This window comes from Roseibium sp. AWQ4_290 (genome assembly GCF_056160985.1).
The window spans coordinates 150,354-170,077 of record NZ_JBSWYG010000013.1 but is presented as its reverse complement, the minus strand read 5'-3'; the positions used below and the strand labels follow the sequence as shown (position 1 = coordinate 170,077).

General features: G+C 57.6%; 21 protein-coding genes. 12 read left to right on the top strand and 9 right to left on the bottom strand.

The features are described 5' to 3' along the window. Positions 1–205 precede the first annotated feature (205 nt). The 5 genes from mnmE to hemE form a co-directional block, all read right to left on the bottom strand. Complete coding sequence (gene mnmE, locus ACXAH0_RS14875) at positions 206–1,555, bottom strand: tRNA uridine-5-carboxymethylaminomethyl(34) synthesis GTPase MnmE (protein WP_475192450.1); 1,350 nt, start codon at positions 1,553–1,555, stop codon at positions 206–208. Between the two features lie 664 nt (positions 1,556–2,219). Continuing rightward, on the bottom strand, positions 2,220–2,792 hold the full coding sequence (locus tag ACXAH0_RS14870; RefSeq protein WP_475192447.1) for a GNAT family N-acetyltransferase: 573 nt from the start codon (positions 2,790–2,792) through the stop codon (positions 2,220–2,222). A gap of 165 nt (positions 2,793–2,957) precedes the next feature. Next, a complete protein-coding gene (gene rho / locus ACXAH0_RS14865; RefSeq protein ID WP_475180633.1) occupies positions 2,958–4,223 on the bottom strand; it encodes a transcription termination factor Rho in 1,266 nt (421 codons plus the stop codon). Positions 4,224–4,515: 292 nt separating this feature from the next. Further along, complete coding sequence (gene hemJ, locus ACXAH0_RS14860) at positions 4,516–4,944, bottom strand: protoporphyrinogen oxidase HemJ (RefSeq protein WP_475180628.1); 429 nt, start codon at positions 4,942–4,944, stop codon at positions 4,516–4,518. Positions 4,945–4,947: 3 nt separating this feature from the next. Then, entirely contained in the window at positions 4,948–5,976 is a 1,029-nt protein-coding gene (hemE, locus tag ACXAH0_RS14855) for a uroporphyrinogen decarboxylase (protein ID WP_475192444.1), read from the bottom strand. A 426-nt stretch (positions 5,977–6,402) separates the two neighbouring features. Here hemE and ACXAH0_RS14850 point away from each other — a divergent pair, with 426 nt between their 5' ends. The 7 genes from ACXAH0_RS14850 (at position 6,403) to ACXAH0_RS14820 (ending at position 11,619) form a co-directional block, all read left to right on the top strand. After that, positions 6,403–7,254 (top strand): pyruvate, water dikinase regulatory protein, encoded by an 852-nt coding sequence (locus ACXAH0_RS14850; RefSeq protein WP_475180624.1) that lies wholly within the window; start codon positions 6,403–6,405, stop codon positions 7,252–7,254. 34 nt (positions 7,255–7,288) lie between these two features. Next, a complete protein-coding gene (locus ACXAH0_RS14845; RefSeq protein WP_475181085.1) occupies positions 7,289–7,888 on the top strand; it encodes a Maf-like protein in 600 nt (199 codons plus the stop codon). Further along, complete coding sequence (locus tag ACXAH0_RS14840; protein ID WP_475192440.1) at positions 7,885–8,733, top strand: shikimate dehydrogenase; 849 nt, start codon at positions 7,885–7,887, stop codon at positions 8,731–8,733. Before ACXAH0_RS14845 ends, ACXAH0_RS14840 begins: the two co-directional genes overlap by 4 nt. After that, the gene (coaE, locus tag ACXAH0_RS14835; protein WP_475192438.1) at positions 8,730–9,317 is read left to right on the top strand and encodes a dephospho-CoA kinase; all 588 of its coding nucleotides are present in this window, start codon (positions 8,730–8,732) and stop codon (positions 9,315–9,317) included. The genes ACXAH0_RS14840 and coaE overlap by 4 nt, the downstream gene beginning before the upstream one ends. A gap of 93 nt (positions 9,318–9,410) precedes the next feature. Continuing rightward, complete coding sequence (dnaQ, locus tag ACXAH0_RS14830; protein ID WP_475192436.1) at positions 9,411–10,124, top strand: DNA polymerase III subunit epsilon; 714 nt, start codon at positions 9,411–9,413, stop codon at positions 10,122–10,124. 65 nt (positions 10,125–10,189) lie between these two features. Continuing rightward, positions 10,190–10,783: a class I SAM-dependent methyltransferase gene (locus ACXAH0_RS14825; RefSeq protein WP_475192434.1), complete on the top strand. Its 594-nt coding sequence runs from the start codon at positions 10,190–10,192 to the stop codon at positions 10,781–10,783. Between the two features lie 128 nt (positions 10,784–10,911). Then, the gene (locus ACXAH0_RS14820) at positions 10,912–11,619 is read left to right on the top strand and encodes a DUF2161 domain-containing phosphodiesterase (protein ID WP_475192432.1); all 708 of its coding nucleotides are present in this window, start codon (positions 10,912–10,914) and stop codon (positions 11,617–11,619) included. Here the strand turns inward: ACXAH0_RS14820 and ACXAH0_RS14815 are convergent. Both ACXAH0_RS14815 and ACXAH0_RS14810 read right to left on the bottom strand, forming a co-directional pair. Beyond that, complete coding sequence (locus tag ACXAH0_RS14815) at positions 11,600–12,484, bottom strand: aminoglycoside phosphotransferase family protein (RefSeq protein ID WP_475192430.1); 885 nt, start codon at positions 12,482–12,484, stop codon at positions 11,600–11,602. The genes ACXAH0_RS14820 and ACXAH0_RS14815 overlap by 20 nt on opposite strands. A 41-nt stretch (positions 12,485–12,525) precedes the next feature. Then, on the bottom strand, positions 12,526–13,512 hold the full coding sequence (locus ACXAH0_RS14810) for a 2-hydroxyacid dehydrogenase (protein ID WP_475180592.1): 987 nt from the start codon (positions 13,510–13,512) through the stop codon (positions 12,526–12,528). A gap of 289 nt (positions 13,513–13,801) precedes the next feature. Here ACXAH0_RS14810 and ACXAH0_RS14805 point away from each other — a divergent pair, with 289 nt between their 5' ends. Both ACXAH0_RS14805 and ACXAH0_RS14800 read left to right on the top strand, forming a co-directional pair. Beyond that, the gene (locus ACXAH0_RS14805; protein WP_475181081.1) at positions 13,802–14,299 is read left to right on the top strand and encodes an SH3 domain-containing protein; all 498 of its coding nucleotides are present in this window, start codon (positions 13,802–13,804) and stop codon (positions 14,297–14,299) included. A 509-nt stretch (positions 14,300–14,808) separates the two neighbouring features. Further along, positions 14,809–16,005, top strand: coding sequence for an MFS transporter (locus tag ACXAH0_RS14800; RefSeq protein WP_475192428.1), 1,197 nt, complete (start codon positions 14,809–14,811; stop codon positions 16,003–16,005). Positions 16,006–16,110: 105 nt separating this feature from the next. Here the strand turns inward: ACXAH0_RS14800 and ACXAH0_RS14795 are convergent, their stop codons facing one another. After that, positions 16,111–16,632: a DUF2244 domain-containing protein gene (locus ACXAH0_RS14795; protein WP_475192427.1), complete on the bottom strand. Its 522-nt coding sequence runs from the start codon at positions 16,630–16,632 to the stop codon at positions 16,111–16,113. 22 nt (positions 16,633–16,654) lie between these two features. Here ACXAH0_RS14795 and nth point away from each other — a divergent pair, with 22 nt between their 5' ends. Together nth and ACXAH0_RS14785 are read left to right on the top strand one after the other, a co-directional pair. Next, positions 16,655–17,470, top strand: a complete 816-nt coding sequence (nth, locus tag ACXAH0_RS14790; protein WP_475192426.1) for an endonuclease III — start codon at positions 16,655–16,657, stop codon at positions 17,468–17,470. After that, positions 17,467–18,015, top strand: a complete 549-nt coding sequence (locus tag ACXAH0_RS14785) for a GNAT family N-acetyltransferase (protein WP_475192424.1) — start codon at positions 17,467–17,469, stop codon at positions 18,013–18,015. Before nth ends, ACXAH0_RS14785 begins: the two co-directional genes overlap by 4 nt. Before the next feature lie 419 nt (positions 18,016–18,434). Here ACXAH0_RS14785 and irrA read toward each other — a convergent pair whose 3' ends face one another. Then, the gene (irrA, locus tag ACXAH0_RS14780; RefSeq protein WP_475192421.1) at positions 18,435–18,866 is read right to left on the bottom strand and encodes an iron response transcriptional regulator IrrA; all 432 of its coding nucleotides are present in this window, start codon (positions 18,864–18,866) and stop codon (positions 18,435–18,437) included. 338 nt (positions 18,867–19,204) lie between these two features. On the opposite strand from irrA, the gene fabA reads away from it, so the two are divergent. Then, positions 19,205–19,711, top strand: coding sequence for a 3-hydroxyacyl-[acyl-carrier-protein] dehydratase FabA (gene fabA / locus ACXAH0_RS14775; RefSeq protein WP_475192419.1), 507 nt, complete (start codon positions 19,205–19,207; stop codon positions 19,709–19,711). The last annotated feature ends 13 nt before the right edge of the window (positions 19,712–19,724 follow it).

The following is a 19,724-nucleotide window of genomic DNA, read 5'->3' as shown; positions in this document are numbered from 1 at the left end:
CATCATAAGCCGAAAACCCGGCTCTTTCATGAGAGATCTTATAAGGCGAGAACCTGTCCTGGTCAAAGCAGAATCCCCCAGAGCAGACAGACCGGCAACCCGGTCTACTGCAAGACCTCCCTATCAAGACCGCAAAATGATTCACGTGAAACATATTCCGGCCCAGAACCGATCCAGGCGGACCATCAATGATTCACGTGAAACATCATTTACCGATGCAAAAATCCCGGAAGATCACATCGAGTAGATCTTCCACATCGATCCGCCCCGTGATCCGGCCAAGCGCGTCCGCCGCCCGCCGCAGGTCCTCCGCCCGCAATTCGGCTGGCAGATGCACCGCGTCAACGGCAGTCTTGAGGCCAGTTAAGCATTCTCCGAGAAAGAACCGGTGCCGTTCACGGGTCGCAAGTGGGGCTTCGCAGAGAGAAATTGTTTCCTCCGCAAAACGGGTAAGGCTGTCAAACAGGCTGGTCATACCCTCGGGCAAGACATTCGATGTCGGGATTTCAACAATCGTTCCGGAAGAGTCTTGTTCCGGAAGAGTCTCAAGATCGCTCTTAGTACGGACCACCCACAGGGGCACAGATCCCTTAAGACTGTCCGGCAGGCCACTGCCCGGAGCATCATGAGGAATGCCCTCCGGCTCTTGCGCCCACAAGATCAGATCTGCCTGTTCCCCCCGCGCCTGGGCCCTGCGGATCCCCTCTTTCTCAACGACACCGTCCGTCTCACGCAATCCGGCTGTATCGACCAGCGTCACCGGATAGCCACCCAGGTCCAGGTGAACCTCAATCACGTCGCGCGTCGTCCCGGCCTCTTCGGTGACAATTGCCACATCCCGCCCGGCAATGGCATTTAAGAGACTGGACTTGCCCGCATTCGGCGCACCCATCAGAACAACCTGCAAACCGGAGCGCAGCCTCTCCCCGCTGCGCGAGCGGTCCAGGTGATCCGCTATCTCCCCGTGGAGGGTCGCAGCTTCACGCCAAACCTCGTCGGCAACAGATCCGGGCACATCTTCTTCATCGGCAAAATCGAAATCCGCTTCGATCATGGCCCGCATATGTATGAGCCTTTTCCGCCAGCCTTCATAGAGCGCCCCCAGAGCGCCGCCCATCTGGCGCAGGGCCTGCTTGCGCTGGCTTTCGGTCTCCGCTGCAATGAGATCCGCAAGGCCCTCAACCTCGGTCAGATCCATCCGGCCATGGTCAAAGGCCCTGCGGGTGAATTCCCCCGCCTCCGCAGGACGGCAGGTCTGAAACGCCGCCAGAACAGAGAGCATACGCGCGACAACAGCCCGGCCACCATGGCACTGGAATTCAGCGACGTCTTCACCGGTAAAGCTGTTTGGTCCTTTGAAGAACAGCACCAGAGCCTCATCCAGAACATCGCCGGTCCCGGGATCTCGCAACTTGCTAAGCATTGTTTTGCGGGGATCAGGCAAGCGGCCACACAGAGAGGTCACGATCTCTGCGGCCTTGTTGCCGGACACCCGCAGAACAGCAACACCCGAGGGAACAGCACCGCTGGACAAGGCATAAATCGTATCGCGCATGGGGCCTCTTTTACTGTCTTCGGGCTTTGGCTTTTGAAACAAGCCATGTCGCATTATAGAGTTCGCCGCCCTGCCTGACCTCACGGATCTCAATGCAGGAGAGAAAACTTGGCTCCGGATGACCACATCCCGGCTGGATCTGATCACCGGGACCAGGGGCAGCTTCCTAGCAGCAAGTCTTCCAGACCGGAAGCCTTCCTGCCGTCGATATCTTCGCAATTTCCCGCCTGGCGCAAAACCGCGTGGCATCTCATTTGCCTTTCCTTGCCTGACACCAAAGAGGCCAATGCCAAAGACAAAGCAGTTTGAATCCGGATGAACGCGGCGCGCCTGGTCGGTAAGCCGGATCGTTGCGCAAACGACTCGATTGTGCCGCTCCGGGCAAACCCTGTTTCACGTGAATCAACTTTGGAAAAGATGTGCATAGATGATCCTCTGCCAAGGGACCTTTTGGCACACACCCTTGAGCCCTTTAACACGGCACCGATTCAAAAAAATGCGGAGCCACATGAAACCGCCAATGCCAGCGATCACCTTGAATGCAGCACACATGTGGATCTTGACCATGTCACCGCCCTCACAGGGCCTCACCCGAAACGATGGGATGGCCTTCTGTTTCACGTGAATCTGAAAGACAGCGCCTGTCCGGGAGATCGGAACCGCATCAGGTGCCAGCGCCCTGCCACTCCGTCTTGCGCAACCGGTAAAGAACATGCGGCGCAACCGGATGATCGGCTGGAAGGGAGGGATGCAGAAAGTCTCCCTCCGGATCGCGGCGCATGCCGATGCGTTCCATCACCTTCTGAGAGGGAAGATTGTCCGGAATGGTAAAGGCCACAATCTCCTCAAGATCAATGGTTTCAAAACCGAATCGAAGCCAGGCCGTTGCCGCCTCACTTGCATAGCCCTTGCCCCAAGCAGATTGTTTGAGCCGCCAGCCGATCTCCACGCACGGATCAAAAGGAAGTGGTGCCGCATAGCTTGGCCGGTTGAGACCGACAAATCCGAGAAACTCTCCGGTCGCCGTCACCTCGACAGGCGCCATTGAAAAGCCATCCGTGACCTGTTTTTCAATGCATCTGGAAATCAACAGTTCGGATTTTTCCCGGGTCAGCGGTTCAGGAAAATACCGCATGACCTGCGGGTCGGCGCATAGGGCGGCAAAAGGATCCGTATCCGCCGCCTCCCACGCCCTGAGAGTGAGCCGTTCCGTTTCAAGAAAAACTGTCCGTGTCATTTCATTCGGCTCCGAACCTCTCCCATACGTGTCCTGCAGCCGATCAACTCTGTAACGCGAGCTACTGCGGGCAGGAACATCAGGAAGCATAATGGGATTCAAAAAAGAAAAGACGCGAACCGGAAGGTTCGCGCCTTTGTCTCTAAACCAGCATTCTGTGCCAGATCAAGTGTTCATGCTGTCGAAGAACTCGTCGTTGGACTTGGTCTGCTTCAGCTTGTCGAGCAGGAATTCCACCGCATCGACCGTTCCCATCGGATTGAGAATACGGCGCAGGACAAACGTCTTCTTGAGCCGTTCATGCGGCACAAGCAGTTCTTCCTTACGGGTTCCGGAGCGCTGAATGTCGATGGCCGGATAAACACGCTTGTCGGAAATTTTGCGGTCGAGAATGATCTCCGAGTTGCCCGTTCCCTTGAACTCTTCGAAGATGACTTCGTCCATGCGGCTGCCCGTGTCGATCAGCGCCGTTGCGATGATCGTCAGGGATCCGCCCTCCTCAATGTTCCGGGCTGCACCGAAGAAGCGCTTCGGACGCTGCAGCGCATTGGCATCCACACCCCCGGTCAGAACCTTGCCCGAGGATGGCACCACCGTGTTGTAGGCCCGGCCGAGGCGGGTGATGGAATCCAGGAGGATGACAACGTCACGTCCATGTTCAGTCAGACGCTTGGCCTTTTCGATCACCATCTCAGCGACCTGAACGTGACGCGAAGCCGGCTCGTCGAATGTGGACGACACGACTTCGCCGTTCACTGTACGCTGCATGTCAGTCACTTCTTCCGGTCGCTCATCAATCAGAAGAACGATCAAATAGCATTCCGGATGGTTCTTCGTGATTGACTTGGCAATGTTCTGCAGAAAGACCGTTTTACCCGTGCGCGGCGGTGCGGTGATCAGTGCCCGCTGGCCTTTGCCGAGCGGGGCCACAAGATCGATCACCCGTGAGGACAGATCCTTGATGGTCGGATCTTCGATTTCCATCCGGAACCGTTCATCGGGATAAAGCGGCGTCAGATTGTCAAAATGGACCTTGTGCCTGGCCTTTTCCGGATCTTCAAAATTGATCGTGTTGACCTTCAGAAGCGCGAAATACCGTTCGCCTTCCTTCGGGCTGCGGATCTGGCCTTCAACCGTGTCTCCAGTGCGCAGCGAAAAGCGCCGGATCTGGGACGGGGAGACATAAATGTCATCCGGGCCGGGAAGGTAGTTCGCATCCGGGGATCTGAGGAAGCCGAAGCCATCCTGCAGAACCTCGACAACACCCTCGCCAATAATCTCAACATCCTGAGCAGCCAGGTTCTTGAGAATGGCGAACATCAGCTCCTGCTTACGCATGGTGCTGGCATTTTCGACTTCGAGCTCCTCAGCAACCTGAAGCAGCTCTGTCGGCGTTTTTTCTTTTAGATCTTTGAGTTTCATTTCCCGCATCGAGTTGGGGTTTGGATTGTTATTGAGATTTGGTTTGGAAGGTCGATCTGAACCGGATAAGCAGAGAGACGGTCAGAAGATATCTGAGAAACTTTTAGACGTGTTCAGATGGATCGGCGGAACGTATCGAGTTGAAACAAACCCACGCCGAATGGAAGTGGCGGGAACATACGTTGTTTCGATCGGAATCGCAAGAGCGCAAATCTGACGGTTTCAAGCTTTCGAATGCTGGAAAACCTTCTGCCGGAAGAGCCATCCGCCGGACGGCTCCTCCGTTCAAAAACATCTTCGATCAGAATGGTTTGCCGATCACGAGGATCACAATGACGATCATGAGAAGGGTCGGAACCTCATTGAGGATCCGGTAAAAACGGGCCGTCTTTGTGTTTTCGTCCCGGGCAAAGGCCTTTACACATTTGCTCAAATATCCGTGAACGCCGGACATGATGAAAACAAGCGTGAATTTGGCGTGGAACCAGCCGTCCTGCCAGGCAGCAAGGTCATAGGCCAGCCACAGGCCGAAGATCCAGGAAGCAATCATTGCCGGATTCATGATCGCCTTCAGCAGGCGGCGTTCCATGACCTTGAAGGTTTCCGACTGCTGGGACCCGGGTTCCGCATCTACATGGTAAACGAAGAGCCGCGGCAGATAGAGCATCCCGGCCATCCACGCGATAATCGAAATCACATGGAGGGACTTGATCCAAAGATATAGGTCCACGCCTCAGCCCCTCCGCACCTGATCGACCATGCGTGCCACATTGTCCGGATCTGCATCCGGAGTCACCCCGTGGCCAAGATTGAAAATCAGCGGGCCCTTGTCGAAGGTGTTCAGGATATGGGCGACACCCTCTTCCAGCGCCTTGCCCCCGGCGACCAGCCGCATGGGATCAAGATTCCCCTGGACCGGAACCTTTTTCTGGATCTCCAGGGCCAAGTGATCCGGCGCCGTCCAGTCAAAACCGACCGCATCCACACCGGTTCCTTCGATATAGGCGGCAATCCGTGCTGATGAGGCTTTGGGAAAACCAATGATCTTTGCCGCTGGCCGCGCCGCCTTGACCCCGTCAACAATCCGCCGGGTTGGGCCGATCGACCAGCGCCGGAAGCCGGCATCGTCCAGAACCCCTGCCCAGGTGTCAAAAATCTGGACCGCATCTGCGCCCGCATCCAGCTGGCGGACCAGATAACGGATCGACGCGGTCACAAGCTGATCAATGAACTGCTGCATTAGATCCGGATCCCGGTAGGCGCCCACACGGGCGGCCACCTGATCCTGAGTGGTGTGTCCGGCCACAGAATAGCAGGCAACGGTCCAGGGAGCGCCGCAGAAGCCCAGCAGCGTTGTTTCTGAAGGGAGTTCAGAGCGAAGGCGTGAAACCGTCTCTATGACCGGTTTGAGATGATCCTCCGCACGATCCTGTTCCAGACGGTCAAGAAGATCGGCAGATAGTGGTTCCAGAACTGGACCCCGTCCTTCTTCAAACCGGACCGGATATCCGATTGCGTCAGGAACGACAAAGATATCGGAAAAGAGAATGCTTGCATCAAAACCATACCGGCGGATCGGCTGGAGAGTGACCTCTGTTGCCAGGTCCGGAGTATAGCAGAATTCCAGGAAGTTAGAGGCCTGGGACCGGACTTTCCGGTATTCCGGCAGGTAGCGTCCTGCCTGACGCATCATCCAAATGGGAGGTGGCCAGATTTTTTCTCCAGAGAGTACCCGCATCACGGTTCTGTCCTGAGACTTCATAAGGTCGCGCCTTTCCCACATTCCAAATCAAATAAGATTCTTAATTTTATCTGTTTTTTCTATTTGTGAGTGGATTACCGGGATCATTTTTCATCCACAATGCGTTGGCTCAATTTTCTTGCCGGGATAAACCAGCGCTGATTTCATTCAGAATCCCTCCCCAGGAGTCGATAAGAAGAAAAACCTATTTAAAATCATAAATTTATAAGTTTGTTTACCAAGTGTTAACACTTTAGGCGCAGGTGGAAACTTTGTCGATATGTCACAGGCCCTCTGTGAATCCACATCAATGCACAACCGTTTCGGAAACAGTTTCCGCGTCTTAAAGCCCTGTTAACAAAATCGGGCGACCGGGCATAAACTGCGTGCCATATGTCCGGTTGGTGCGCTTACACCCAATCCGTCAACAGCCCTGGGGATGATATCGTGAACAAGTCGAGACACTATTTTCATTTGCATCTTGTGTCCGACTCCACCGGCGAGACCTTGATGACCGTGGCCCGCGCGGCAACGGTTCAGTATGAAAATGTGCAGGAAATCGAGCATGTCTATCCGCTGGTGCGCTCGTCGAAACAGCTGGACCGGGTCATTTCGGAAATCGAGAATGCCCCGGGCATCGTGCTCTACACATTGGTCGATGACGAGATTTCCAGCCGGCTGGAATACAAATGCCGGGAACTCGGCGTTCCATTCGTCAACATTCTCGATCCCGTTTTTGCCGTCTTCCAGTCTTATCTCAATGTCACGCAGACCCACCGGGTCGGGGGGCAGCATGAACTGGATGCGGAATATTTCCAGCGGATGGAAGCGCTCAACTACACAATGCTGCATGATGACGGTCAGGTCTGGGAGGACCTGGAATCCGCCGATATCGTGCTGATCGGAATTTCGCGTACCTCCAAGACGCCGACCTGCATTTATCTGGCCAACCGGGGTATCAAGGCTGCAAATGTTCCGCTGGTTCCGGGCATTCCCCTGCCGGACCACGTGAAAACCCTGAAGGAGCCGATGATCGTCGGTCTGATTGCCTCCGCGGAGCGCATCCAGCAGATCCGGCGCAACCGGGTCTTGTCGCTGAATTCCGACGGGTACAACGACACCTATATCGACCGAAAGGAAATTTCCCAGGAAATCAACATGACCCGGCGTCTTTGTTCGGAAAACAGCTGGCCTCTGATTGACGTGACACGCCGGTCGGTGGAAGAAACAGCGGCGGAAATTCTGACCCTGTTCAAGGATTACAAATCAAACAAAAAACATCCGGTCCCGGGCGTTTAGCGCGCTTGGTGAGACGGCCGGGACGGCAGAGAGGATAGGAATGGCACTCGTATTGGCGAGCGGAAGCAGAATCCGGGCGGAACTGATGACAAATGCGGGTCTGACGGTCACGGTCGATCGGTCAGATGTTGACGAACGGGCCGTGGAAGCCCCGCTTCTGGAGGCGGGATTTCCGCCGGAAGATCTGGCCAGCGTTCTGGCGGAAGCAAAAGCCAATGATGTCAGCGCCCGGCGCGGCGGAGATCTGGTCGTCGGAGCCGACCAGATCCTGGCCTTTGAAGGCAAACGCCGCACAAAGCCTGAAGATATGGAGACGGCCCGGCGCCAGCTTCTGGCGTTTTCCGGCAAATCCCATGAGCTGCATTCGGCTGTCGTTATCTCCAGGAATGGCGAAGCCATCTGGCGGCATGTATCCACGGCCCGCCTGACCATGCGCTCGCTGACGCCGGAATTTATCGGTCACTATCTGGCCCATGCAGGCGACAAGGTTCTGTCCAGTGTCGGAGCCTATCAGCTGGAAAGTTTAGGAGTTCAGCTGTTTGAGAAGATTGAAGGCGACTATTTCACCATTTTGGGCCTGCCGCTTCTGCCCCTTCTGGGCGAATTGCGGAACTTGAAGGTAATTGAGGAATGAGCGGTCCTTTGAAGAAAGCGGCCATCACCGGCCACCCGGTCAGCCATTCCCGCTCTCCCATCATCCATGGCTATTGGCTGAAAGCGCACGGCCTTTCCGGCGATTATGGCCGGGTTGATGTCCCGGCAGATGAAGCGGTGGATTTTTACCGTTCCTTTGCTGCCTCCGGCCTCATCGGCGCCAATGTCACCGTGCCGAACAAGGAAACTGCAGCCAAAGCCTGTCACTGGCTGGACGCTGCGGCCAGGGCCATGGGGGCTGCCAACACGCTCTGGCTGGACGAAGACGGAAAACTCTGCGGGGCCAATACGGATGGTCTGGGCTTTTTGGGAAATCTCGATCAGCGGGCTCCCGGTTGGGACAGGACGGGCGGCAAAGCCGTTGTGCTGGGCGCGGGCGGTGCGGCGCGGGCGATCGTATGGGCGCTTTTGTCCCGGAATTTCACACAGGTGCATATCGTCAATCGGACGGAAGAAAAAGCCAGGCAACTCGCTGAAGAATTTGGCACCAAAACGATTGCCCATGGCTGGGATAAGCTGGGGACAGTACTTGAAGAAGCCGATCTTCTGGTCAACACCACGTCCCTTGGCATGACCGGCAAACCGCCGCTTGAAATCGATCTTGCGTCTTTGCCGGAAACAGCTCTCGTCAATGATATTGTCTATGCACCGCTGGAGACGGATCTCTTGAAACAGGCCGCCGGCCGGGGAAATCCCAAGGTGGACGGGATCGGCATGCTTTTGCATCAGGCTGTGCCCGGCTTTGAACGCTGGTTCGGCATCCGGCCGGAGGTAACCGAAGAGTTGCGCGCGCTCGTGTTGAAAGACCTGGGGGGGACCGCGTGATCCGCATCGGGCTGACCGGGTCCATCGGCATGGGCAAATCGACCACCGCGAAGATGTTCGCAGCCCGCGGCGTGCCGGTTCATGATGCCGATGCCTGTGTTCATGCGCTTTATGAAGGCCGGGCGGCGCCGCTTGTCGCCGAGGCCTTCCCCGGAACCGTTGCCGATGGCAAGGTCGATCGGGCTCTCTTGTCCAAAAAGGTGCTGGGCGACCCGGCAGCTCTCAAGCGGCTGGAAGAGATCGTTCACCCCCTAGTACAGGAAGAAGAACAGACCTTTCTGGAACTGGCCAGACTTGATGGCCAGCCCGTGGTCCTGATGGACATTCCGCTTTTGTTTGAAACAGGGGCGGAGGACCGGGTGGATGTGATTGTCGTTGTGACCGCCGACGCTGAAATCCAGCGGGAGCGGGTGCTGGCCCGGCCCGGCATGAGCGAAGAGCGTTTTCAGGCGATCCTGACCAAACAGGTACCGGATGCAAAAAAACGCGAGCGGGCCGATTTTCTGATCGATACCGGCCTGGGGCTGGCAGCGGCGGAGGATCGGGTGGATGAAATTTTGGAAGCGCTCGCCCAAAAGGCTTGACCCTTCTTAGAACTCCTTGGGAAAACCCTTGCTCAGGCTTGCCAGAGCGTCATGTGGCTGCACAGTGGGAGCAAATTGGAAAGGTGGAGCAAAATGCGCGAGATCTCCTTCGATACGGAAACAACAGGTCTGAGCCCCCGGGGCGGGGACCGGCTGGTGGAAATCGGCGGGGTTGAGCTCTGGAACCATATTCCGACGGGAAATTCCTATCACGTCTATATCAACCCTCAGCGGGATATGCCTGAAGAAGCTTTCCGCGTGCATGGGCTGTCTGAAGAGTTCCTGTCTGACAAGCCGTTATTTGCGCAGGTTGCGGATGAATTTCTGGAGTTTGTCGGCGATGCCACGCTGGTCATCCACAACGCGGCCTTTGACATGGGCTTCATCAATATGGAGCTGGAGCGCGCCGGGCGGCGGACCATTGGCAACGATCAGGTTCTGGACACGCTGGAAATCGCTCGCCGCAAACACCCGACCGGGCCGAATTCTCTCGATGCCCTGTGTTCGCGTTACGGCATCGACAATTCCAAACGCGTAAAGCATGGGGCCTTGCTCGACGCGGAAATTCTGGCTGAAGTTTATCTGGAAATGATCGGCGGCCGTCAGACCGCCCTCGGCCTCATGCCGGAAGAGGAGGAAACCACCACCGGCGGGGCGTCTGTGGTCTCAGGCGAATTGGGCACCTTCAATGCTGCCCCGCGTCCCACCCCGCTTGCCTCCCGTTTGTCACAGGACGAATATGCGGCGCACAAAGCCTTCATTGAAGGGATGGGAGAGAATGCTCTTTGGGGGAAATACGGCGGATGAACTTCTAAAGATCCTTTGCTACCATGGCCTTCGGACGCAGATGAACGAGCCGGAACACGATCAATGTGACCGATGAAAAAACCATTCGCGTCTATGACGCCAAGTCCGGGGACTATGTCAGGAATTTTTCGGGCAAAGGCCCCAGCGGACATCTGAAAAAATTCATGTCGCACTTGCCGGAAGGGGCTCATGTCCTGGACTGGGGCTGCGGACCGGGAGATGCTTCTTTCCACATGAAAGCGGCCGGGTTTGTGCCCGATCCGGTAGATGCATCTGCAGAAATGGTTGCCCTTGCACGGGACCGGTTTGCTCTGCCCGCCCGGCTGGGCACATTTCAAGATCCCCTTCCTGTTGAGGCCTATCAGGGCGCCTGGGTGAATTTCAGTCTGCTCCATGCTCCCCGCGACGCCATGCCGGGTCATTTGCAGTGCCTTTTCGGCGCACTTGCGCCGGGCGGCCTGTTTCACATTGGCATGAAGCGGGGGACCGGCGCGCATCGCGACAAGTTTGGCCGCTACTACACCTATTTCCAGACTGAAGAACTGATCCGGCTTTTGGAAACAGCCGGGTTTGTGATGATCGAGTATTATGAGGGCGAAGGAGCCGGACTGGCCGGAAATATTGAACCTTTTGTGTTGATCCTGTCCCGAAAACCGTGACCGGCAATTGGATGAAATGTCCGGTCCAGTTGTGGCGCAGCATCCTCGAAGACAAAAGAGCACGCTCGTCCGGCCAGAACAGAGGTTTCCCGATTGCCGCTTTGGGCCGGCCCGCGTAGCTTTCCCAAATGACTCGACTTCTGGAAACCGATCTTTATCAGCCCGTCAAAGACTTCCTCACCGGCCAGGGCTATGAGGTGAAGGCGGAAATCGGGGCCGCCGATCTTGTGGCCTGCCGGGGCGATGAGGACCCGGTGATTGTGGAGCTGAAAACCGGATTCACCCTCACCCTGTTTCATCAGGCGATTGATCGGCAGGCGGTGACCGATGCGGTTTATGTGGCGGTGGCGCGAGGCAGTGGACGGCGGTTTCTGGCTGCGCTGAAAAGCAATCTCAAGCTGGCCCGCCGGCTTGGGCTCGGCCTGATCACCGTGCGGCTTTCCGACAATTTGGTTGAGGTGCACTGCGATCCGGCGCCCTTCACCCCGCGCAAATCAAAGCCCCGCAAGGACCGCCTGCTGAGGGAATTTGCCCGCCGGGAGGGTGACCCGAACACCGGCGGCTCCACACGGGTCGCGCTTGTGACCGCCTACCGGCAGGATGCCATGCGCTGTCTGGCGCATCTGGGCGCCAAGGGTCCCAGCCGGGGCGCGGCAGTGGCCAAGGCAACCGGTGTGAAGCGCGCCACCAGAATGATGGCCGATGACCATTATGGCTGGTTTGAACGGGTGGAGCGGGGGATTTACGGCCTGTCGCCCAAGGGCCAGAGGGAGCACGAAGAGCAAACCGCAGCGGACACAGCCAAGGAGAAGACGATCAGTCCGCCAGCCAGCTGACAGTGTCCAGGTGCCGGCTGGAATACGTGGTTGAGCCATCAAAGGCCCAAGCCATGGTTTGGCCAATGGTCCAGAGCCGGGCCCGCTCCCGGTCCAGATCCAGCTCTTCCGACAGACGGTCCAGCCGGTAAAGGGCGGCCTGTTTCGAATGGCCGAATTCAAAACTGCGGACAATCGGGCTCAGCGCAAAAGCCGGATCGCCCACCAGGGGTTTTGGATCAATCGCCAGCCAGGGAGCCCGCTCCGCCGACAGGATGTTGTGGCCATGAAGGTCCTGATGCAAAAGCACCTGTTCAGAAGGTTCAGCCTGAAGATCCTTCAAGGCCCCAAGAGCAAGATCCACCAGATATGTGCCGCAAGGTTGTCCCGCCCTCAGCCAGTCCTTCTGAAGATTTGCCCGCCAAAGGGCGGCTTCTTCTTTCAGGGATAGGAAGGGCGCTGCGGCCGGAACCAGCAGCTGCCGCAACAGGTCTGATAAGATGGCGATCGTATCCGCTGCTTGGTCATCTGCCAGAAACCGCCCCGGTCTGCAGGGTTCCAGCAGCAGGGCGCCGAGATCCGGGGCATGGTCCAGCAGACAGATTGCGCCTTGCCCGTTCCAGTGGCGCAGCGCGTCCGCTTCATGGCGGGTCGAGCGGTCAACGAATTGCAGTTTCAAAACAACGTCCCCGCCGTCCCGGCGGGCGGGCACCACATAAGACACGCAGCCGCCGGAATAGGGCGCCCCGATGCTGTCTAGTTGAAACCGGTCCCGGGCCTGATTGAGCAGATGTGGCAAGGCTTTTAGCCAGGACGCCCCATCCGCTTTTCCTTCCAGCCAGGTGAGACTGTCCGGTGGGGAAACGGGCGGGGTCAGGTCTGGCACTCGGGCTCCAGTGCAGTGTGCGTACTAAGGGAACATCCGCCTCAAAGCATGGACGGCAGGACCCGGTCGGGCGGCCGGTGACCATCCATGAAGGTCTTGATATTGATGATGACTTTCTCGCCCATTTCAATCCGCCCTTCCAGGGTGGCTGATCCCATATGCGGCAGCAGCACCACATTCTCAAGCTTGACCAGCTTGGGATTGACCGCAGGCTCGTGTTCAAAAACATCGAGACCGGCGCCGGCCAGATCCCCTGCTTCCAGCATCCGGATCAAGGCGTTTTCATCAATAACTTCCCCGCGGGCGGTGTTGACCACATAGGCCCCCTGTTTCAGGAGTTTCAACCGGCGGGCGGACAGAAGATGAAAGGTTGCCGGAGTATGCGGGCAATGTACGGAGACCACATCCATACGCGCCAGCATCTGGTCAAGGCTGTCCCAATAGGTGGCCTCCAGATCTTCCTCGATTTCTTCGGCGACCCGGCGGCGGTTATGATAATGGATCGACATGCCGAAGGCTTTTGCCCGCCGGGCAACGGCCTGCCCGATCCGGCCCATGCCGATGATGCCAAGGCGCTTGCCCCAGATCCGGTGGCCCAGCATCCAGGTGGGCGACCAGCCGGCCCAGTCGCCAGCTTCGATCGCCTGAATGCCGCTGGCCAGCCGGCGCGGCACGGACAGCATCAGTGCCATGGTCATGTCGGCCGTGTCTTCGGTGAGCACGCCCGGCGTGTTGGTGACATTGATGCCCCGGTTGTTCGCCGTGACCACATCGATATTGTCGACGCCATTTCCGAAATTGGCGATCAGTTTCAGGTTTTCCCCAGCCTGGGAAAGAACCGCTGAATCGATCCGGTCCGTCACCGTGGGCACCAGCACATCGGCGCTGCGCACCGCTTCAACCAGTTCGGCCTGGCTGAAAGGCCTGTCATGTTCATTCAGACGCGTTTCAAAAAGCTCGCGCATGCGGGTCTCGACCACATCCGGAAGTTTCCGGGTGACGACAACGACAGGCTTCTTTTTCCCCATACCTACTGCCTTTCGCGCTTCGTTGAGGTTCTGTTAACCCAAACGGTTCCAACTTGATGCTGCGCGTTGCGCGAGCGCCCGAGACCTCTCCCTTTTCCTTACCAGATGGTTCGGCAGAAACAAGTGATGGGTGTCATTCGCAGCTTAATCCCCACGAGCCGGGGCTTGCATGGTGGTTTTCACGCATTTTTTTCGGTACAGGTTTGACGTACCTCAACGCCTCGAAACAATTGGACAACCGGACACGATGACCCGTTCGATTCCAGCCGCCCGTTTTCTTTTGTGCATGATGGCCCTTCTCTGTGCCTTCAGCTGGCCGGAGGGAGCGGCGTTTGCGCAGGGAACCACGACCGGGGCGTCCGGGTTGCCGATCCCCCGGTTTGTCAGCCTGAAATCCGACCGGGTCAATGTGCGCGTCGGGCCGTCCCGGGAACATGCGGTTGCCTGGACCTTCGTGAAATCCGGCCTGCCGGTGGAAATCATCCAGGAGTTCGAGAACTGGCGCCGTATCCGCGATTGGGAGGGCAAAGTCGGCTGGGTGTTCCACTCCCTCCTGTCCGGACGCCGCACTGCGCTGGTCACCCCTTGGGAAAAAGACAGCCGTACCCCGCTGCGGGCCCGCTCAAGGTCCGATGCCGATATTGTTGCCGAACTGGAGCCCTTTGTGCTGACCACCGTCTCCGAATGCGCCGGCGGCTGGTGCCGCGTCAGCGGCAAGGAGTATGACGGCTGGCTCGACCAAACCCGTCTTTTTGGTGTCTATCCGGACGAAGTCATCGGCGAATAAGGACTTCACATCCGGTTTTGCGGGAAGTCGGCAGAGAGGCTTTGCGAGCATCCCTCGCTGTGCGCTCCCGGCCCTGAGCCGGGAGCACTGCCGGTGAAGCCGAACGCTGGATTTTACCTCATCAAAGGCCAATAGGGTCCCGGCTCGAGGCCGGGACGGCATCGGAGTTCTGGCTGATTCAAACCTTTCAACAGGCCCTGCCGCTTTTGCCATCCCGGGCGCAGCATCGCGGAGATCCGGGACCCAGTACCCCGCAGAAACGGTGGGCTGGGTCTCCTAGGTGTGTGCCCGAAGCTCTGCCTTTTATCGAAAGAGTGCAGCAGACAGGGGCACAAGAGAAGAAAAACCTCTGAATGTTCGCTTCCGGCGGTTTTTCTTGGGCGGAAAGGGAAGGCCTGCGCCAAAACCGGTTTCGGGAAAAACGCGGGGTTTCTTTTTGCGTGACTTTTTCGGCGCGCCGGTCTAGAGAGTTGCCTCCTCAGTCCGCTATCAAACCCGTCAGGCCGTCCATGATCTCTTTGCCACACCTGCCGCGTCAGGTGGTGCTCATCTTACTGTTGCAGTTCACGAACAGTCTCGGCGTCTCGTCTCTGGTGCCGCTGATGAGCTTCTTCATCGTGGAGGGCCTTGGTTCTGCCCCGTGGCAGGTGGGGCTTTACTCCGGTCTGGTGATGCCGCTCACCCTCGCCGCCAACCGGATTTCGGGGGAACGCCTGGATGGTGGGTTTCCGGTCAAACGTCTGCTGCTGATTTCCATCTGTGCCTTTTTGGGGCTGACCGCGCTGCTGACGCAGATCTCCAGCCTTCTGATGCTGGTGCTGACCATTCCGCCGCTAATGGCCTTGTCCAATACCGGAACAGGAACCATCTTCACTTTTTGCCGCCTTTATGCGGAGCGCAATGCGCTGGACAGTGTAAAAATCAATTCCTGGCTGCGCATGACCGTGTCACTGGCCTGGATGATCGGGCCCGCTCTGGCTTATTTGCTGGTGGACCTGTTTGGCTTTACAGCCGCGTTTTTGACTGCCTTTGGCATCGGTCTTGTTTATCTGACCCTTGGGTGGACACTGGTGCCGGACGGTTTCCGATCCAACCGGCCCAGGGGCGGTGGAACAGACAAGGATCCGGTCAATTGGGGCTTGCTGGTTGCGGGGGCCATCTGTCTCGGCTTTGTCGTCACCAATTCCCTCTTTCTCAGCGCGATGCCGCTCTTTTTTGTCAAAGAGGCAGGCCTGCCCGGATACGCACCGGGGCTGGCGCTGTCGGTGAAATGTCTTCTGGAAGTGTTTGTGATTTTCGCCTCGGTCAAGCTGGCGGAGCGGATCGGTCTGCGGCAGGTGCTGCTGGTGGCGGCAGGTCTCGCGGTTGTCAGCATGCTGTTATATTCGGAAGTCACGCAGATTTGGCAGGTAATTTTCATTTCGGCGCTGGAAGGCACCTATTATGGTCTTTTTGCCGGGGTCTCGATCAGTTTCGTGCAGAGCTTTGCTCCCAGCAGGCCTGGCCGGGGTACGGCCGTCTATATGAACAGCCTGTTTCTGGGAGGCATGATCGGCAGTATCTCCATGGGCCTGATTGCAAGCGCGTTGGATTTCAAAGCGGTGCTCTATGTGGCGGCGGCAAGCTCTGTGGTGGCCCTTTTGGTTCTGATCGCAACGCTCAAGGTTCAGCCGCCTGTGGAAGAAGAGCCTGCTGCAGATACCTAGTGCGGCCTCCGGTGACCCATTTCCGGCCAACGGACATCGTCGCGTCGCTTACCCGGTCAATTTCCTCAGCAAGATGCTTCCAGGACTGGCCCTCAAAATAAGGCCTTAAACCCCACCGGCCCGCGCTACGGAGAGTGCATTGGCCATGGCACCGGCAAAACTGGTCCGGTCGTCCGGATTGAGGAAGGCACCAAGATCCACAGTTTCTCCACGGCTTGTCACCTGGATTTTCACAACCCCTTCATCCTCAACCCGCTCTATCGAAAGGCGGACCCAGACCGGATTGAACCTGTATTCCTGAAACCGTTTGCCGGGCCCGACCTTGCGCACGGTCAGCGCATTGCGGGAGACAATAATCTCCTCAAAGGTCCGGGCCGAGCGGTAATTCAGCCGGAAGGCGGCCCATAGAAGAGCAACGTCCAGGCCGAAAAAGCCGAAAACCGGCCAGGCGCCAAGGCGCCAGAACAAAATGCCTGCCACAAAACTGACCGCGCCAAAACAGATCATCAGGATCAAGAACCCATCCGGCCCCAGGGACCGGTAGGGGGTCAGCACAGCTGAAAAGAAGGGCGTGTCTGCCCCGTCATGCTGTGCGCTTTCCTCAGGTTTCGGAGTGTTCTTGCTCATGCGGATTGATTATAGAGGGATCATGACCCAAGCAAAGAGCCCAGCCACCGCCAAGGCCGAGACCCGCACGGCGAAATCGAAAAAGCCCGCCAGAAAAGCCCCGTCCGTTGACAATCCCGGCAAGGTGCTGAAACGGTCCCGCTACACCAAGGCGGAGACCTATGCGATTTTTCAGCGCTTCCATGCGGACAATCCGGAACCGGAAGGCGAGCTGGACTATGTGAATGCCTATACGCTCCTTGTTGCGGTGGTTCTGTCCGCCCAGGCGACCGATGTTGGCGTCAACCGGGCGACGAAGCATCTCTTCCAGATCGCGGACACGCCGGAAAAGATGGTGGCGCTTGGCGAAGACAAGGTGCGTGAGGAAATCCGCACCATCGGTCTTTTCAAAACCAAGGCCAAAAACGTCATTCTCCTGTCCGAGCAGCTCCTCAGGGATCATGGCGGCGAGGTGCCGGAGGACCGGGAAGCGCTGGAGAAGCTGCCCGGTGTCGGGCGCAAGACCGCCAATGTGGTGCTGAACATCTTCTTTGGCCACCCGACAATTGCGGTGGACACCCATCTGTTCCGGCTAGGCAACCGCATTGGCATCGCCCCCGGCAAGACGCCTCTTGACGTGGAAAAGGCCATGGAAAAGGCGGTGCCGCAGGAATTCTCCCTTCATGCCCACCACTGGCTGATCCTGCATGGCCGCTATATCTGCAAGGCCCGCAAGCCGGAGTGCAGGCGCTGTGTCATTTATGATCTGTGCAAGAGCCCGGAAAGGGAACCGTTCGATACCCTGCCCGAAGTCGCCGTCAAGACGCGGGCCCTGGCGCAGCGGGGGGAAACGGCTTGAGATTTGACAGCCGCTTTTTGCCGCAGGACAGCGCCCGCCTGCGGTTCCGTCTGCCGCTGATCACGGATACGGCGTTCTATCTATCGCTCACGCAGTCTGCGGACTACATCCGCTTCATTTCCGATGCCGGGCTTAAAACGAAAGAGGACGCGCAAGCCTATATCCGCGATAAGGTTCTGAAGCGCTTTGAGGATTTCGGGGTCGGGCTCTGGATCATCGAGCTGAAGGAAACCAGCGTGCCTGTCGGCATTTGCGGTCTGGTTGTGCGTGAGGAGCTGCCCTGCCCGGATCTGGGATATGCGCTTCTGGAGACGTTTCGCGGTCAGGGTCTGGCCAGCGAAGCGGGCCGCGCGGTACAGCAGTTTGCGCACCAGCACCTGAAACTTGACCGCTTGTGCGCCATCACTGCGCCGGAAAACACCAGATCGGCCCATACGCTGAAAAAGCTCGGGTTCCAGCATGAAGGTCAGCGGGATCTGAAAGAAATCGGCGCTGTTGCTGATTTTTTCCTCTGGCACGCGGCCCGGGACCCGGCCTCTGCATAAACCGGACGGGGGCTGTCTTGCACCCTGCAAGAGGATGCGGACCCATGGCGCAGGAAGCCGGCGTGAAAAGAGGGCCTGCCGCAACTTTCGCTGACGGACAGCTTTCTCCCGTTCTGGGAGCGCCTTTCAGGCTTCATAACCTTTTTCAATTCCAAAGAACACCGCCAGCAGATCGTGCTGCTCGCGGACATTCCACGGCTGCCGTTTCAGGTTTTCAACCATTGCAGAGAAAATCATGACGCGGAACTCCACCGACAGGAGCGCTCTTTCAACAGTCAAATCTCAAGGCGTAATTATAACGACAATATCTGCGACAGGGCTCTATTTTCTCTGTCGAGAGTTCAGCTGACACCGGGTCACGGCGCGAGGCAGTGTTTGGTCGGAACTTTCAATGGCCCGCACTGAGGACGTGAGGACGCTCAGCTCTTCTTGCGGACCCGCACTACCACTTCCACCCGGACGATTTCCATACCTTCCGGGGCTTCGGGAAGCTCGCCAACACCAACGCCTTCACCGGGAATATCAATCACCCGGTTTTCCCCCTCAATGAAGAAATGGTGGTGATCGGACACGTTGGTGTCGAAATAGGTCTTGTTGCCGTCAATGGCCACTTCGCGCAGAAGTCCGACTTCGGTGAACTGGTGCAGCGTGTTGTAGACCGTGGCCAGGGAAACGGGCACATCGGCGGCCACGGCTTCCTCGTGCAGAAGCTCTGCGGAGATATGCCGGTCACCCTTGGAATAGAGCAATTCAGCCAGGGACACGCGCTGACGCGTCGGCCGAAGACCTGCCGTGCGCAGCATATCGGTCACGTTTCTGTCTGCGAATTCCAGTACGCTGTGTATTGTCATTCCAGCTCGATCCAACCTTTAAGTCTTTGCCCTGCTTGACTGTTTTCAGTTCAAACCGGACCATTCAAGCGCTGTCTCCTGCACCTTCCTGACCTGTTGTGCCATTTCTTGTGCTTAAAATGCAAGTTTTTCCGGTCCGACGCAACTTCCCGGCATGGCAATCCGACGTCGCGACTTTCGCTCAAAACCGGCCGAATTGCCCGTAAAGACAGGAAATTTCACGTAACTGACATCTTTCGGTGCTGGTTCCCCTGTGGTAGGAAGGCGCCGCTATCACAACGAAAAACAAACCCGTTCCACCTGGGACACCGGGTAGGAAACTAGAAAACGGATCCTGTATGACCGAGCGCCGCTCCAGCTACGACTACGAAGCTCTTCTCGCCTGCGGCCGCGGCGAGCTCTTTGGCCCCGGCAATGCGCAATTGCCGCTCCCGCCGATGCTGATGTTCGACCGGATTACGGAAATCTCCGAAACGGGCGGCGAATATGACAAGGGCTTTGCGCGCGCCGAGTTCGATATCAAGCCGGATCTGTGGTTCTTTCCGTGCCACTTCCAGGGCAACCCCGTTATGCCAGGATGCCTTGGCCTGGATGCGCTCTGGCAGCTGACCGGTTTTTTCCTGGGCTGGCTCGGCCTGCCGGGCAAGGGCATGGCGCTGTCCACCGGCGAAATCAAGTTCAAGGGCATGGTGACGCCGGATGTGAAGCTTGTCGAATATGGTGTCGACTTCAAACGGATCATGAAGGGCCGCCTGGTTCTGGGTATTGCCGATGGCTGGCTGAAAGCCGATGGCGAACAGATCTACAAGGCGACCGATTTGCGGGTGGGCCTGGCCCAGACCTGAGGCTTTTCTCAGA

Coding starts and splice junctions, on each gene's coding strand:
- rho (WP_475180633.1), bottom strand. CDS start 4,223: ATGCGGGAAATGAAACTCAAAGATCTAAAAGAAAAAACGCCGACAGAG.
- irrA (WP_475192421.1), bottom strand. CDS start 18,866: ATGACAATACACAGCGTACTGGAATTCGCAGACAGAAACGTGACCGAT.
- nth (WP_475192426.1), top strand. CDS start 16,655: ATGACCCAAGCAAAGAGCCCAGCCACCGCCAAGGCCGAGACCCGCACG.
- fabA (WP_475192419.1), top strand. CDS start 19,205: ATGACCGAGCGCCGCTCCAGCTACGACTACGAAGCTCTTCTCGCCTGC.
- ACXAH0_RS14805 (WP_475181081.1), top strand. CDS start 13,802: ATGGCCCTTCTCTGTGCCTTCAGCTGGCCGGAGGGAGCGGCGTTTGCG.
- hemE (WP_475192444.1), bottom strand. CDS start 5,976: ATGAAGTCTCAGGACAGAACCGTGATGCGGGTACTCTCTGGAGAAAAA.
- ACXAH0_RS14810 (WP_475180592.1), bottom strand. CDS start 13,512: ATGGGGAAAAAGAAGCCTGTCGTTGTCGTCACCCGGAAACTTCCGGAT.
- dnaQ (WP_475192436.1), top strand. CDS start 9,411: ATGCGCGAGATCTCCTTCGATACGGAAACAACAGGTCTGAGCCCCCGG.
- ACXAH0_RS14840 (WP_475192440.1), top strand. CDS start 7,885: ATGAGCGGTCCTTTGAAGAAAGCGGCCATCACCGGCCACCCGGTCAGC.
- ACXAH0_RS14820 (WP_475192432.1), top strand. CDS start 10,912: ATGACTCGACTTCTGGAAACCGATCTTTATCAGCCCGTCAAAGACTTC.
- mnmE (WP_475192450.1), bottom strand. CDS start 1,555: ATGCGCGATACGATTTATGCCTTGTCCAGCGGTGCTGTTCCCTCGGGT.
- ACXAH0_RS14870 (WP_475192447.1), bottom strand. CDS start 2,792: ATGACACGGACAGTTTTTCTTGAAACGGAACGGCTCACTCTCAGGGCG.
- ACXAH0_RS14800 (WP_475192428.1), top strand. CDS start 14,809: ATGATCTCTTTGCCACACCTGCCGCGTCAGGTGGTGCTCATCTTACTG.
- ACXAH0_RS14795 (WP_475192427.1), bottom strand. CDS start 16,632: ATGAGCAAGAACACTCCGAAACCTGAGGAAAGCGCACAGCATGACGGG.